The following is a 14,878-nucleotide window of genomic DNA, read 5'->3' as shown; positions in this document are numbered from 1 at the left end:
TCCGGGAGACCACCATGCCTGTTTTCGAGACACCAGAACCGATTTCCGTCCAGGTCGAGCTGCCCGTCGGGGACGCCTGGATCGCCGCGACCGACCGCACCGACACGGTGGTGCAGGTGCGGCCCCGCGACCCGTCGAGCAAGGCCGACGTGAGCGCCGCGGAGCAGACCACCGTCGAGTACGCCGCCGGGCTCCTGCGGATCAGGGTGCCCAAGAGCTGGCGCCGATACGGCTTCGGCTCCGGGCCCTCGGTCGACGTCCTCATCGAGGTGCCGAGCGGGTCACGGCTGCATGCCGAGGCGGCGTGGGCGGCGTTTCGCGGCGAGGGGCGGCTCGGCGAGTGCCGCATCAAGACCGGCAGCGGCATCCGGCTCGAGGAGACCGGGCCGCTGGAGATCGACAGCAGCCACGGCGAGGTCGCGGTGGAGCGTGTCACCGGTTCCGCCCGGGTGAAGGCCTCCTCCGGAAAGGTGCGCCTCGGCACGGTCGACGGCACCGCGGAGATCAAGAACTCCTCCGGCGACTGCTGGATCGGCCGCAGCGGCGGTGAGGTCCGCGTCAACACCGCGTACGGCGACATCGCCGTGGACGCGTCGATGGCCTCGGTGGCGGCACGCACCGCGTACGGCAACGTCCGGCTCGGCGAGGTCGTACGCGGGTCGGTCGAGTCGCACACCTCGTACGGCGCGATCGAGGTCGGTGTCCGGCGGGGCACCGCCGCCTGGCTCGACGTCAGCTCCCGGCACGGGCGCGTGCACAACGCGCTCGAGTCGGCCGACGGCCCGGCCGAGACCGACGAGACGGTCGAGATCCGCGCGAACACCTCCTACGGCGACATCACGATCCGCCGTGCCTGATCCGCCGCGACCCCCCACCGCAAATGAGGAGACCATGACCAGCAGCAGGAAACCCGCGATCGTCACCACCGAGCTGCGGAAGTCCTACGGTGACAAGGTCGTCCTCGACGGCATCGACCTGATGATCACCGAGGGAACGATCTTCGCGCTGCTCGGCCCGAACGGCGCCGGCAAGACCACCACCGTGCAGATCCTCTCCACCCTGCTCCGGGCGGACGACGGCCACGCCCGCGTCCTCGGCCACGACGTGACCCGTGAGCCCGACGCGGTCCGTGAGCTGATCGGCGTGACCGGCCAGTTCTCCGCCGTGGACAACCTGCTCACCGGCCGGGAGAACCTGAACCTGATGGCCGACCTGTGCCACCTGGACCGGGCGGAGGGTCGGCGACGAATCGCCGACCTGCTCGCGCGGTTCGATCTGACCGAGGTGGCGGACAAGCCAGCCTCGACGTACTCCGGCGGCATGCGCCGTCGGCTCGACCTCGCGATGACCCTGGTCGGCGACCCCCGCGTCATCTTCCTCGACGAGCCGACGACCGGCCTCGACCCGCGCAGCCGCCGCGCCATGTGGCAGATCATCCGGGCCCTCGCCGCCGAGGGCGTCACCATCCTGCTGACGACCCAGTACCTGGAGGAGGCCGATCAACTCGCCGACCGCGTCGCGTTCCTCGACCATGGCCGGCTGATCGCCGAGGGCACTCCGCACGAGCTCAAGCGGCTCATCCCGGGCGGCCACGTCGTGTTGCGGTTCGCCGACCAGGAAGGGCTCGACTCGGCGGCCCGTACGTTCGCGGCGGCCACCCGGGACGACGCCGCGCTCACCCTCCAGGTGCCGAGCGACGGCGGGGTCGGCTCGTTGCGGTCGGTCCTCGACCACCTCGACCGCGACGCGATCACCGTGGCCGGCCTCGCCGTGCACACCCCCGACCTCGACGACGTCTTCCTCGCCCTCACCGGCCGACCCGACAGCCACCCCGACCACCCCGACAGCCACCCCGACACCCGGGCCGGGCGGTCCGGCCACGAAAGGGCTTCCGCCCGATGAGCACCCTCAACCTCGCCCTGCGCGACTCGAACACCATGCTGCGGCGCAACCTCCTGCACATGCGGCGCTACCCCTCGCTGACCCTCATGCTCGTCGGTCTTCCCGTCATCCTTCTGCTGCTCTTCGTCTACGTTTTCGGCGGCACGCTCGGCGCCGGCCTCGGGCCCTCCGGCGGCCGTGCCGACTACGCCAACTACGTCACCCCGGGAATCCTGCTCATCACGGTGGCCAGCGCGGCGCAGGGCACCGCCATCTCCGTCGCCATGGACATGGCCGAGGGCATCATCGCCCGCTTCCGTACGATGGCGATCTTCCGACCGTCGGTCCTCACCGGCCACGTCGTGGGCAGCGTGCTCCAGACGATGCTCAGCCTCGCGGTCGTCACCGGCGTGGCGCTGCTCGTCGGGTTCCGTCCCACCGCCAGTGCCGTCGAGTGGCTCGCCGCGATCGGCGTCCTCACCATGATCACTTTCGCGGTCACCTGGCTGACGGTCGCCCTCGGCCTGGCGACGAAGAGCGTCGAGACGGCCAGCAACGTGCCCATGCCGCTGATGCTCCTGCCGTTCCTCGGCAGCGGGTTCGTCCCCACCGACTCGATGCCGACGGCGGTGCGCCTCTTCGCCGACTACCAACCCTTCACGCCGGTCATGGAGACCCTCCGAGGCCTCCTGCTCGGCAGCGGAATCGGCATCAACGGGATCCTCGCGGTCGCCTGGTGCGCCGTCATCACGGTGGCCTGCTTCCTCTGGGCCAAGGCGCTCTACAACCGCGGCCGGACCGCCTGACCCGACGGGCCCGCCCCGCCCGACCCGCCCGACCCGCCCCGGTCCGGCCCTCCGGGGCCGGGCCCGAGGCGCATAACCGACCCCGGTTCAGCGATGTCGCGGTGTCCGGCCGACCGGATACCGCGACCTCGCCGACCTGGAGTCGATCACCAGCGCGGGGTCGCGTCGGAGGCCCCACTCCGGCCATGGGCGCGACGCCGCACGTCTTGTCGCCCGGTCGGGTCAGGCGCCACGCGGGCGCGGGCGAGACGCGATGAGTCGAGACCGGGCGGGCGGCGGTCGCCAAACGTCGAATGTTATCGATAACACGAGCCCTGGGCGGGGCACCCGAGGTGCACGTCGGCGACCGGATCGCGCGCTCATGGGCTCGGCGGCGGCCGCGGCGCGGATCATAGATCTGATCATGCGAGGGCGGCGGCCGCGACGATGTTATCGCTGACATCGCCGTTGCCTGGGCCACCGTCGCGATCGCAACGTCCCGCCGTGACGCAGTGGTGCGGGGACATCGCTGTCGTCCTGCCGGCTGAGGCGGCGCCGGGCCGGCGGCCGGCCGATGGGGCGTCCGGCCGCCCGCCGGGCGAGGAGGTTTCGGCCGACTGCCGACCAGGCGTCGCCCTCTCGGCGCTGCGCTGACCGGCCTGGAGACGGAATCGCGGCCTTTGCGCCAATCCCGTAGCTACCCGCCCGACTGGGCGCGGCCTCCGCGTTCCGTTACGGAGCTGTTGCAGCTTGATGTCTTGACGGCGCTGGATGTGAACGTTAACACTATCCCCGTTAACGGTGGAGGTGAACATGGAGCGTGTGGACGGAGCTGCCGAAAGCTACGTCGTGGGTGTCGACTTCGGCACTCTCTCCGGGCGGGCCCTCGTGGTCCGGGTTTCCGACGGTGCCGAGTTGGGGACCGCGGTGCACGAGTATGGCGACGGAGTCATCAGCGAGACGCTGCCCGGAGGTCGACCGCTGCCCCCGGACTGGGCGCTGCAGAATCCGGACGACTACCGCGACGTGCTGCGCTACGCCGTCCCGGCGGCGGTGTCCGCCGCAGGGGTGGACCCCGCAGCGGTGGTGGGCATCGGCATCGACTTCACCGCCTGCACCGTGCTGCCGACCGACGCCCACGGCACCCCGCTCTGCGAGGATCCCGAGCTGCGCGATCGGCCGCACTCCTGGGTCAAGCTGTGGAAGCACCACGCCGCGCAGCCGCACGCCGACCGGATCAACGCGCTGGCCCACGAGCGGGCGGAGCCGTGGATCGGCCGGTACGGCGGCAAGATCTCCGCCGAGTGGCAGTACGCCAAGGGTCTGCAGATCCTGGAGGAGGACCCGGAGATCTACCACCGGGCCGAGCGGTTCATCGAGGCCGCCGACTGGATCGTCTGGCAGCTCAGCGGCACCGAGACCCGTAACGTCTGCACCGCGGGTTACAAGGGCATCCTGCAGGACGGGCAGTACCCGTCCGAGAGCTTCCTGACCGCGCTCAACCCGGGCTTCGGCGACTTCGTGGCCAAGCTCGACGGCCCGCTGCTGCCGCTCGGCGCCCGCGCCGGCACGCTCACCGCCCGCGCCTCGGCCTGGACCGGTCTGCCGGAGGGGATCGCGGTGGCCGTCGGCAACGTCGACGCGCACGTCACCGCGGCGTCCGCGCAGGCGGTGGAGCCCGGTCGGCTGGTCGCCATCATGGGCACCTCGACCTGCCACGTGGTCAACGGCGCGGAGGTCGCCGAGGTGGCCGGCATGTGCGGTGTCGTGGACGGCGGCATCAGCCCCGGCGCCTGGGGCTACGAGGCCGGGCAGAGCGGCGTCGGCGACATCTTCGGCTGGTTCGTCGAGCACGGCGCCCCCGCCGGCCTCGACTCGCACGAACGCCTCACCGAGCTTGCCGCCAGCCAGCCGGTCGGCGCACACGGCCTGGTCGCGTTGGACTGGTGGAACGGCAACCGCTCGCTGCTGGTCAATCACGACCTCAGCGGGATGATCGTCGGGATGACCCTGGCCACCCGGCCGCAGGACATCTACCGTGCGCTGCTGGAGTCCACGGCGTACGGCACCAGGATGATCATCGACGCGTTCGTCGAGGCCGGGGTTCCGGTGAACGACCTGGTGATCGCGGGCGGTCTCACCAACAACAAGCTGCTGATGCAGATCTACGCCGACGTGACCAAGCGACCGCTGAACATCATCGCGTCCGCGCAGGGGCCGGCGCTCGGGTCGGCGATCCACGCCGCCGTCGCCGCCGGGGCGTACCCGTCGATCCACGAGGCGTCGCAGGCGATGGGGCGTGTGCACGAGGCGGTCTACACGCCGGATCCCGACCGGGCGCGCGCCTACGACGCCCTGTACGCCGAGTACCGGGCCCTGCACGACCACTTCGGTCGGGGCGGCAACGACGTCATGCTCCGCCTGCGGGCGATCCGCAACGCGGCGGTCGAGGCCGTCGCGGCCACGCACGAGGCCCCGCTGGAGGTCGTCGCATGAACGCAGAGGTGAGTCGGCAGATCGGCGAGCTGCGCGAGGTCGTCGCCCGCCTGCACAGCGAGCTGACCCGGTACAACCTGGTCGCCTGGACGTCCGGCAACGTCTCGGCGCGGGTCCCCGGTCAGGACCTCATGGTGATCAAGCCGAGCGGTGTGGGCTACGACGACCTCACGGCCGACACCATGGTGGTCTGCGACCTCGACGGTGTGCTCGTCGAGGGGGACCTCGCCCCGTCCAGCGACACGGCCGCCCACGCCTACGTCTACCGCGCCATGCCCGAGGTCGGTGGGGTCGTGCACACGCACAGCTCGTACGCCAGCGCCTGGGCCGCCTGCGGAGAGGCGATCCCCTGCCACCTCACGGCGCAGGCCGACGAGTTCGGCGGGGAGATCCCGCTGGGTCCGTTCGCGCTGATCGGCGGCGACGACATCGGCAAGGGCATCGTCGCCACGCTCGCCGGGCACCGCTCTCCCGCGGTGCTGATGCGCAACCACGGCGTCTTCTCCATCGGTCGGGACGCCCGGGCGGCGGTCAAGGCCGCGGTCATGTGCGAGGACGTGGCCCGCACCGCGTACCTGGCGCGGACCCTCGGGCAGCCGGTGCCGATCGCGCAGGCCGACATCGACGCTCTCTACCACCGCTACCAGAACGTCTACGGGCAACAACCAGTCGCACCGGCAGGTCCCTGACCGTCTCCATCGGCCATCCGGGCCCGCCGGTCTGCTCCACCGACGCACCAGCACGCACCACCCGCGTACGCCACCCTTCGCACGTCGGCGGCTCGCGCGGTCCCCACCACACCCCAGCCAAGGAGAACTGATGGGAAAGATGCGAACGCAGTCCGCTCCGTGGCGCGCTGTCGCGGTCCTCGCCAGCGTGCTGCTCGTGGGCGGCGTGGCGGCCTGCGGCAACAGCGACACCGGCGGCGGCGGGTCCAAGGACGACGGCAAGATCACCATGGGCTTCTCCCAGGTCGGTGCGGAGAGCGGGTGGCGTACCGCGAACACCACCTCGATCAAGGAGTCCGCCGCTGCGGCCGGCATCGAGCTGAAGTTCGACGACGCGCAGCAGAAGCAGGAAAACCAGATCAAGGCGATCCGCAACTACATCCAGCAGAAGGTCGACGTCATCGCCTTCTCGCCGGTCGTGGAGTCCGGCTGGGACACCGTGCTCAAGGAGGCCAAGGACGCCGGCATTCCGGTCATCCTGACCGACCGCTCGGTCGACTCGGCCGACAAGAGCCTGTACAAGACGTTCCTCGGCTCGGACTTCGTCAAGGAGGGTCGGCTCGCCGGTGAGTGGCTGGTCGAGCAGAAGAAGAGCGCCACGGGCCCGGTGAACATCGTCGAGCTGCAGGGCAACACCGGTGCCGCTCCGGCCAACGACCGCAAGAAGGGCTTCGGCGAGGCGATCGCCGCCAACCCGAACCTGAAGATCATCGCTTCCCAGCCGGGTGACTTCACCCGGGCGGGCGGCAAGCAGGTCATGGAGCAGTTCCTCAAGGCCAACCCGAAGATCGACGTGCTGTTCGCGCACAACGACGACATGGGTCTGGGTGCGCTCGAGGCCATTACCGCGGCTGGCAAGGTGCCCGGCAAGGACATCACCATCATCACGGTCGACGCCGTCAAGGACGGCATGCAGGCCCTCGCCGACGGGAAGTTCAACTTCATCGCGGAGTGCAGCCCGCTGCTCGGCCCACAGCTGATGGACCTGGCCAAGAAGGTCCACGCGGGCGAGACGGTGCCGCCTCGGATCGAGACCGAGGAGACCACCTTCACGACCGAGCAGGCCAAGGAGGCTCTGCCCACCCGCAAGTACTGATCGACGCAGGGGGGTCGCCGCGCTCGCGTGGCGACCCCGCCGCGTCACCCCATAAACCCGAACGGACCGGGCATGACCCGCGATGACCCGCGCCACGCCCGCCCGAGCCCCCCGCAGGGGCGGCCGGGCGGGCGCGGTGGGAGCGCAGCGGCCCTTCCGCGTCGACAACCCCCAGAAGAGGTCTGATGGGATGACGGATAGCCGTCCGGTCCTGACGATGACCGGGATCAGCAAGTCCTTTCCCGGGGTGCGCGCACTCCACGACGTCAACTTCCGGCTCTTCCCCGGCGAGGTGCACGCCCTGATGGGCGAGAACGGCGCCGGCAAGTCGACCCTCATCAAGGTGCTGACCGGCGTCTACCACACCGACGAGGGCACGATCACCCTCGACGGTGAGCCGGTGTCCTTCACCGGCCCGATGCAGGCGACGGCGGCCGGGGTGAGCACCGTCTACCAGGAGGTCAATCTCTGCACCAACCTCTCGGTGGCGGAGAACATCTTCATCGGCCGCGAGCCGCGGCTCCTCGGCGCCGTCCGCTGGGGTGAGGTCCGCCGACGCGCCCGCGCGCTCCTGGCCCGCCTCGACCTCGACCTCGACGTCAGCGCGCCGCTGGGCTCGTACTCCCTCGCGATCCAGCAGATGGTCGCGATCGCCCGTGCGATCGACATCCAGGCCCGGGTGCTGATCCTGGACGAACCGACGTCCAGCCTCGACGCGGGTGAGGTCGCGCAACTGTTCCGCATCATGCGGCAACTGCGCGACGAAGGTATCGCGATCCTGTTCGTGACCCACTTCCTCGATCAGGTCTACGAGATCGCCGACCGCATCACCGTGCTGCGCAACGGCGGGCTCGTCGGCGAGTACCCGACCGCCGAGCTGCCCCAGCTCAGCCTCGTCGAGAAGATGATCGGCAAGGAACTCGACGTCCTCGAAGGAATCGAGGAGCACTCCCGGCGGGACCTGGCCGAGCTGGAGGAGGGCACCCCGCTGGTCGCGGTGTCGAACCTCGGCCGGGCGGGCGCGGTCGCGCCGTTCAGCCTGACCATCCACGCCGGCGAGGTGGTGGGCCTGGCCGGTCTGCTGGGCTCCGGGCGTACCGAGGTGGCGCGGCTGTTCTTCGGCGCTGACCGGGCCGACGGCGGGCAGGTCGCGATCGACGGCACGTCGAGCAGTCTGCGTACCCCCGCGCAGGCCATTGACCAGGGCGTCGGCTTCTGCTCGGAGAACCGCCGCGCCGAGGGCATCGTTCCCGAGCTGTCGGTCCGCGAGAACATCATCCTCGCCATGCAGGCCGCCCGCGGCTGGCTGCGGCCCATCCCGCGCCGCCGGCAGGACGAGCTGGTCGACAAGTACATCAAGGCCCTCAACATCCGTCCGGCGGACCCGGAGGTGCCGGTCCGCAACCTCTCCGGCGGTAACCAGCAGAAGGTGCTCCTGGCCCGGTGGCTGATCACCGAGCCGCGGCTGCTGATCCTGGACGAGCCGACCCGGGGCATCGACATCGGCGCGAAGACCGAGATCCAGAAGCTCGTGACGCAGTTGTCCGACGGCGGGATGGCGGTGCTGTTCATCTCCGCCGAGCTGGAGGAGGTGCTGCGCCTCAGCCACAAGGTGGCGGTCATGCGCGACCGGCAGATGGTCGCGCAGCTCGCCAACGACGAGGGCCTCGACGCCGAGCGCATCATGCAGACGATCGCGAGTGGATCTCACCGGGAGGAGGTGGACCGATGAACGACACCATGGGCCGCTATCGGACGATGATCGGTCACCGGCTGTTCTGGCCCGTCGCCGTGCTGGTCGCCATGCTCGCCGCGAACACGATCTACCGGCCCGGGTTCCTGTCCATCGAGCTCAAGGACGGGCACCTGTACGGCTCGCCGATCGACATCCTGCGCTTGAGCGCGCCGCTGATCCTCGTCGCGCTGGGCATGACCCTGGTCATCTCGACCGGCGGCATCGACCTGTCGGTCGGCTCGGTGTGCGCGATCAGCGGCGCGATGGCCTGCATGTACATCAGCAAGCAGCCCGACCAGAACAGCCTGGCCGTGGTGCTGACCGCCCTCGCGATGGCGTTGGGGGTCGCGCTCGTGCTCGGCGTCTGGAACGGGGTGCTGGTGGCCGTGATCGGGATCCAACCGATCATCGCCACCCTGATCCTGATGGTGGCCGGCCGGGGCCTCGCCCAGTTGATCACCCAGGGTCAGATCATCACCATCAACTCCGGGCCGTTCCGGGCGATCGGGCTGGGCCACCTGCTGACCCTGCCGCTGGCCATCTTCATCGCCCTCGCCGCGGCGCTGCTCGTCGCCGCGTTCACCCGCCGTACCGCACTCGGCATGATCATCGAGTCGGTGGGCGGCAACGCGGAGGCGAGCCGACTCGCCGGCATCCGCTCCGGCCGGGTCATCTTCCTCGCGTACGTCGTCAGCGCCGTCTGCGCGGCGATCGCCGGCTTCATGATGACGGCCAACGTCTCCAGCGCCGACGGCAACGCCGTCGGCCTCTGGGTGGAGTTGGACGCCATCCTCGCGGTCGTCATCGGTGGCACGTCCCTCGCCGGCGGCCGGTTCTTCCTGAGCGGCACGATCCTCGGCGCGCTGATCATCCAGACCCTGACCACCACGGTGTACGCCATGAACATCTCACCGCAGACGTCTCTGCTGTTCAAAGCGGTCGTCGTCATCGCCGTCTGCCTCATCCAGGCGCCGGCGTTCCGCGCCAAGTTCAGCCGGCGCAGAAGAAGCGCCCCGCCGCCGCGCCCCGTCGTCGACAAGCCGAAGGAGCAGGTGCCGGCATGACCACCGGATCGCTCACCGCCCCCCGCCGCACCCGGATCCGGCTGCCTCGGCGGCAGGTGCCGGTGCTGGCCACGCTCGCCCTGCTCCTGGTGATGTACGGCATCGGCGTGTCCCAGTACACGGCCTTCTCGAACGTGCAGGTCATCTTCAACGTCTTCATCGACAACGGATTCCTGCTCGTCGTCGCGGTGGGGATGACCTTCGTGATCCTCACCGGTGGCATCGACCTGTCGGTGGGATCCGTCGTCGCCATGACGGCGATGGTGTCGGCGGATCTGTTGCACAAGGGCCTGCCCGCGGCGCTCGTGCTCGTCATCGCCCTGCTCATCGGCCCGACGCTCGGCCTGTTGATGGGGTGCGCCATCCACTTCTTCGACATCCAGCCGTTCATCGTCACGCTCGCCGGGATGTTCTTCGCCCGCGGCATGTGCACGTTCATCTCCGGCTCGTCCATCCCCATCACCGACGGGTTCTGGACCAGGATGTCGCAGGAGCGGATCGGGGATCCCCGGGGCAACTTCGTCTCGATCAGCGTGTTGATCGCCTTCGCCGTGGTGCTCGTCGCGGCGTACGTGCTGGCCTACACCCGGTTGGGTCGCAACGTGTACGCGATCGGCGGCAACCCGCAGTCGGCGCTGCTGATGGGCCTGCCGTTGGGGCGGACCCGGATCGCCGTCTACACGATCAGCGGCCTGTGCTCCGCGATCGGTGGCATCCTGCTGTCCTTCTACACCCTCTCGGGCGCCCCGCTGATCGCCGTCGGCATGGAATTGGACGTCATCGCCGCCGTCGTGATCGGAGGCACCGTGCTCACCGGTGGCTCGGGTTACGTCTTCGGCACGGTGCTCGGCGTGCTGGTGCTCGGTGTGATTCAGACCCTCATCACCTTCGACGGGAGTCTCAACTCCTGGTGGACCAAGATCGTGATCGGCGGTCTGCTCTTCGCGTTCATCCTCCTGCAGCGCCTCATCGGAATTCGTTACAAGTGATCGTTCCTCTCGTGGAAGGCAACCCCATGGCACCACAAACCCAACCCGAGATCTGGTTCCTCACCGGCAGCCAAGGCATGTACGGCGAGGAGACGCTCCGGCAGGTCGCGGAGCAGTCCCGCCAGATCGCGGCCGCGCTCGACGACTCGCCGCAGATTCCCGCCCGGGTGGTCTGGAAGCCCGTCCTGACCAACAGCGGTGAGATCCTGCAGGTCTGCCGGGACGCCGCCGCTCAGGGGGCCATCGGGGTCATCGCGTGGATGCACACGTTCTCACCGGCGAAGATGTGGATCTCCGGTCTGGACGCCCTGCAGACGCCGCTGCTGCACCTGCACACCCAGGCGAACGTCCTGCTGCCGTGGGACGACATCGACATGGACTTCATGAACCTGAACCAGGCCGCCCACGGCGACCGCGAGTTCGGGTACATCCAGACCCGTCTCGGGGTGGCCCGCAAGACCGTCGCCGGGCACGTGAGTGACCCGCGGGTGACCAGCCGGGTCGGGGCCTGGGCCCGCGCGGCGCTCGGCTGGTCGGCGATGCGGTCGCTGCGGCTGGCCCGCTTCGGCGACAACATGCGCGACGTCGCGGTGACCGAGGGTGACAAGGTCGAGGCGGAGCTGCGCTTCGGGGTGTCGGTCAACACCTACGGCGTCAACGACCTGGTCCAGGTGGTCGGCGAGGTCGCCGACGCCGACGTCGACGAGCTGGTCAAGGAGTACGGAGACACCTACCGCGTCGGCGCCGAGCTGCTTCCGGGGGGCGAGCGGCACGACTCGCTGCGCTACGCGGCCCGTCTGGAACTCGGCATGCGTGCGTTCCTGGACGCCGGCGGGTTCCGGGCGTTCACCACGAACTTCGAGGACCTCGGTGGCCTGCGTCAGCTGCCCGGCATCGCCGTGCAGCGGCTGATGGCCGACGGCTACGGCTTCGGCGGCGAGGGCGACTGGAAGACGTCCATCCTGCTGCACACCCTCAAGGCGATGTCGGTGGGGGTCGAGGGCGGCACGTCGTTCATGGAGGACTACACCTACGACCTGACTCCGGGCCAGGAGGTGGTGCTGGGCGCCCACATGCTCGAGGTCTGCCCCACCATCGCGTCCGACGTGCCCAACGTGGAGATCCACCCGTTGAGCATCGGCGGGCGGGAGGACCCGGTGCGGCTCGTGTTCGACGCCGCGCCCGGTCCGGCGGTGGTGCTGGGGCTGGCCGACATGGGGGAGCGGTTCCGGCTCGTGGCCAACGAGATCGACGTGGTGACGCCGCCGCAGCCGCTGCGCCGGCTGCCGGTCGCCCGCGCCGTTTGGCGGCCGCGACCGGACCTGCCGGTCTCGGCCGAGGCGTGGATCACCGCCGGCGCCCCCCACCACACCGTGCTGTCGCAGGCGGTGGGCACCGAGGAGCTGCACGACCTGGCCGAGATGAGCCGGACCGAGCTCGTCGTCATCGACGCCGACACCGAGCCGCGCCGCTTCGCCGACGAGATCCGCTGGAACCAGGCCTACTACCGGCTGGCCCGCGGCTTCTGATCCGCGCGTTCGGAGCGTTTACGACAAACGGGTGGTCCATCCCTGCCTGCGGGCGGGGTGGGCCACCCGTTCGCGTGTGCGCCAGCGGGGCCACGCGGCGGCTGTGTTACGACTTGACGAACAGCATGTTATCGCTCACAGTCTATAGCCAAGATGGTCGATGTCGTTGGCTGGTCCGGCCGCGCGCGCGTCCTACCCCGCGGTTTCGGCACCTCGTCGCCGCGACGGTCGGACGATCGGTGTTAGCGATCACATGGCCGGGCGTGGTCAGCTCGGTGCCCCGCCCGGTGCCGCGGACGCCGACCCAGACCGCACGGTTCGCGTCAGCAGAGGAGGATCATGCTTTCCATCGGTCGGGTTCCCCGGGGTGCGCCACGTGGGCGCGGGTGGCTGTCGAGACTCGCCGTCGCCGCGATGACACTGGTGGTCGGTGGCGCGGCCGCGGCCGTCGCCTCGTCGCCTGCGTCAGCGGCGACTGTCGACACGAGCGCCTGGTACGTGTTGGTGAACCGCAACAGTGGCAAGGCGGTGGACGTCTACAACCTGGCCACGAACGACGGCGCGCGGATCACCCAGTGGACGCGCAACAACGGTAACCAGCAGCAGTGGCAGTTCGTGGACTCCGGCGGTGGTTACTACCGGATCAAGTCGCGGTTGTCGGGCAAGGTGCTGGACGTGTCGGGCCGCTCGACCGCCAACGGCGGGGCGATCGTGCAGTGGTCCGACAACAACGGCACCAACCAGCAGTTCCGGTTGACCGACTCGGACGGCGGCTACGTCCGGTTGATCAACCGCAACAGCAACAAGGCGATGGAGGTGCAGGGCGCCTCGACCGCCGACGGTGGCAACATCGTGCAGTACGACGACTGGAACGGCACCAACCAGCAGTGGCAACTCGTGCGCGTCGACGGCGGGGGCGACCCCACCTCGCCGCCCCCCACCACGCCGCCCCCGTCGAACGGCACGTACTCGAACCCGGTGGTCTGGCAGGACTTCGCCGACGTCGACATCATCCGGGTCGACAACGTCTACTACATGTCGGCGTCCACCATGCACTACTCGCCGGGCGCCCCGGTGCTGCGCTCGTACGACCTGGTGAACTGGGAGTACGCCGGGCACTCCGTACCCCGGTTGGACTTCGGCTCGAAGTACGACATGAGCGGTGGCAACGCGTACGTCGACGGGATCTGGGCCTCGACGTTGAACTACCGGCCGAGCAACAAGACGTACTACTGGGCCGGGTGCATCGACTTCGCGCAGACCCACATCTACACCGCGTCCGCCGTCGACGGCACGTGGACCAAGCACACCACCATCCCCAACTGCTACTACGACGCCGGCATGCTGATCGACGACAACGACACCATGTACGTCGCGTACGGCAACACCAACATCAGCGTCGCGCAGCTGTCCGCCGACGGAAAGACGCAGGTCCGTAACCAGCAGGTCTACAGCACGCCGTCGAGCATCGGGACGCTGGAGGGCGCGCGCTTCTACAAGCGCAACGGCGCCTACTACATCTGGCTCACCCGGCCGGCCAACGGCCAGTACGTGCTGAAGTCGACGAACGGCCCGTTCGGCCCCTACGAGCAGCGTCAGGTGCTGCTCAACCTGCCCGGCCCGATCTCCGGTGGCGGCGTGCCGCACCAGGGCGGGCTGGTGCAGACCCAGAACGGCGACTGGTACTACATGGCGTTCGTCGACGCGTACCCCGGTGGTCGGATGCCCGCCATGGCGCCGATCACCTGGACCGGCGACGGCTGGCCTGTCCTGCAGACCGTCAACGGCACGTGGGGCAGCTCGTACCCGAAGCCGAACCTGCCCGCGCCGCCGCGTGCGGTGAAGCCACTCACCGGCACCGACACGTTCGCCGGCACCACCCTCGGCCCGCAGTGGGAGTGGAACCACAACCCCGACAACAGCAAATGGTCGGTCAACAACGGGCTGAACCTGCAGACCGCCACCGTCACCAGCGACCTGTACAAGGCGCGCAACACGCTGACCCACCGGATCCAGGGCCCCACCTCGACCGCCACCATCGAGTTGGACTACTCCACGATGCGCGACGGTGATCGCACCGGCCTGGCGGTGCTGCGCAACTCGTCGGCCTGGATCGGAGTACGACGGGACAACGGGTCCACCCGCCTGGTCATGCAGAACGGCCTCACGATGGACGGCAGCTGGAACACCACCAGCACCGGCAGCGAGGTGGCGAGCACCGCCGTCTCCGGTGGCCGGATCTGGTTGCGGGCCAACGCCGACATCAGACCCGGCTCCGGCCGGCAGGCCCGCTTCTCGTACAGCACCGACGGGGTCAACTTCACCTCCTTCGGCAACGCCCTGACCCTGGCGGACAACTGGCAGTTCTTCATGGGCTACCGGTTCGCCATCTTCAACCACGCCACACAGGCGCTCGGTGGCGCGGTCGCCGTGCGTCGATTCGACCTGACGACACCGTGACGCCGATCACACAGCGAGTAATCCACGGGTGACGCGAACGGACCACCCCTCCCACCGCGGAAGGTGTCCACGTCCCCGGCTCCGGCCCGCCGCCGCCCTGTTCCGCGCTCTGTCC

General features: G+C 69.5%; 11 protein-coding genes. All 11 read left to right on the top strand.

From position 1 onward, the window contains the following. Positions 1 to 14: 14 nt before the first annotated feature. The 11 genes from OG505_RS17220 to OG505_RS17170 all read left to right on the top strand — a co-directional run bounded on the left by OG505_RS17220 (position 15) and on the right by OG505_RS17170 (position 14,763). The gene (locus tag OG505_RS17220) at positions 15 to 857 is read left to right on the top strand and encodes a DUF4097 family beta strand repeat-containing protein (protein WP_405425682.1); all 843 of its coding nucleotides are present in this window, start codon (positions 15 to 17) and stop codon (positions 855 to 857) included. 34 nt (positions 858 to 891) lie between these two features. Further along, positions 892 to 1,902: an ATP-binding cassette domain-containing protein gene (locus OG505_RS17215; protein WP_405425680.1), complete on the top strand. Its 1,011-nt coding sequence runs from the start codon at positions 892 to 894 to the stop codon at positions 1,900 to 1,902. Continuing rightward, complete coding sequence (locus OG505_RS17210) at positions 1,899 to 2,687, top strand: ABC transporter permease (protein ID WP_405425678.1); 789 nt, start codon at positions 1,899 to 1,901, stop codon at positions 2,685 to 2,687. The genes OG505_RS17215 and OG505_RS17210 overlap by 4 nt, the downstream gene beginning before the upstream one ends. Before the next feature lie 792 nt (positions 2,688 to 3,479). After that, positions 3,480 to 5,162 carry a ribulokinase gene (gene araB / locus OG505_RS17205; protein WP_405425676.1) on the top strand — a complete coding sequence of 561 codons (1,683 nt, stop codon included), beginning with the start codon at positions 3,480 to 3,482 and terminating at the stop codon, positions 5,160 to 5,162. Further along, the gene (locus OG505_RS17200) at positions 5,159 to 5,851 is read left to right on the top strand and encodes an L-ribulose-5-phosphate 4-epimerase (RefSeq protein WP_234582851.1); all 693 of its coding nucleotides are present in this window, start codon (positions 5,159 to 5,161) and stop codon (positions 5,849 to 5,851) included. The genes araB and OG505_RS17200 overlap by 4 nt, the downstream gene beginning before the upstream one ends. Positions 5,852 to 5,981: 130 nt before the next feature. Next, complete coding sequence (locus OG505_RS17195; protein ID WP_405425674.1) at positions 5,982 to 6,986, top strand: ABC transporter substrate-binding protein; 1,005 nt, start codon at positions 5,982 to 5,984, stop codon at positions 6,984 to 6,986. Positions 6,987 to 7,176: 190 nt separating this feature from the next. Beyond that, complete coding sequence (locus OG505_RS17190) at positions 7,177 to 8,718, top strand: sugar ABC transporter ATP-binding protein (RefSeq protein WP_405425672.1); 1,542 nt, start codon at positions 7,177 to 7,179, stop codon at positions 8,716 to 8,718. Beyond that, entirely contained in the window at positions 8,715 to 9,785 is a 1,071-nt protein-coding gene (locus OG505_RS17185; RefSeq protein WP_405425670.1) for an ABC transporter permease, read from the top strand. Before OG505_RS17190 ends, OG505_RS17185 begins: the two co-directional genes overlap by 4 nt. Further along, positions 9,782 to 10,774 (top strand): galactofuranose ABC transporter, permease protein YjfF, encoded by a 993-nt coding sequence (gene yjfF / locus OG505_RS17180; protein WP_405425668.1) that lies wholly within the window; start codon positions 9,782 to 9,784, stop codon positions 10,772 to 10,774. Before OG505_RS17185 ends, yjfF begins: the two co-directional genes overlap by 4 nt. A 26-nt stretch (positions 10,775 to 10,800) precedes the next feature. Then, complete coding sequence (araA, locus tag OG505_RS17175; protein ID WP_405425666.1) at positions 10,801 to 12,303, top strand: L-arabinose isomerase; 1,503 nt, start codon at positions 10,801 to 10,803, stop codon at positions 12,301 to 12,303. Between the two features lie 339 nt (positions 12,304 to 12,642). Beyond that, positions 12,643 to 14,763: a family 43 glycosylhydrolase gene (locus OG505_RS17170; RefSeq protein WP_405425665.1), complete on the top strand. Its 2,121-nt coding sequence runs from the start codon at positions 12,643 to 12,645 to the stop codon at positions 14,761 to 14,763. Positions 14,764 to 14,878: the final 115 nt, after the last annotated feature.

It is taken from the genome of Micromonospora sp. NBC_00617 (assembly GCF_045161355.1).
In the GTDB taxonomy this organism is placed as follows: Bacteria; Actinomycetota; Actinomycetes; order Mycobacteriales; family Micromonosporaceae; genus Micromonospora.
This window is presented reverse-complemented; position numbering and strand designations above follow the sequence as displayed.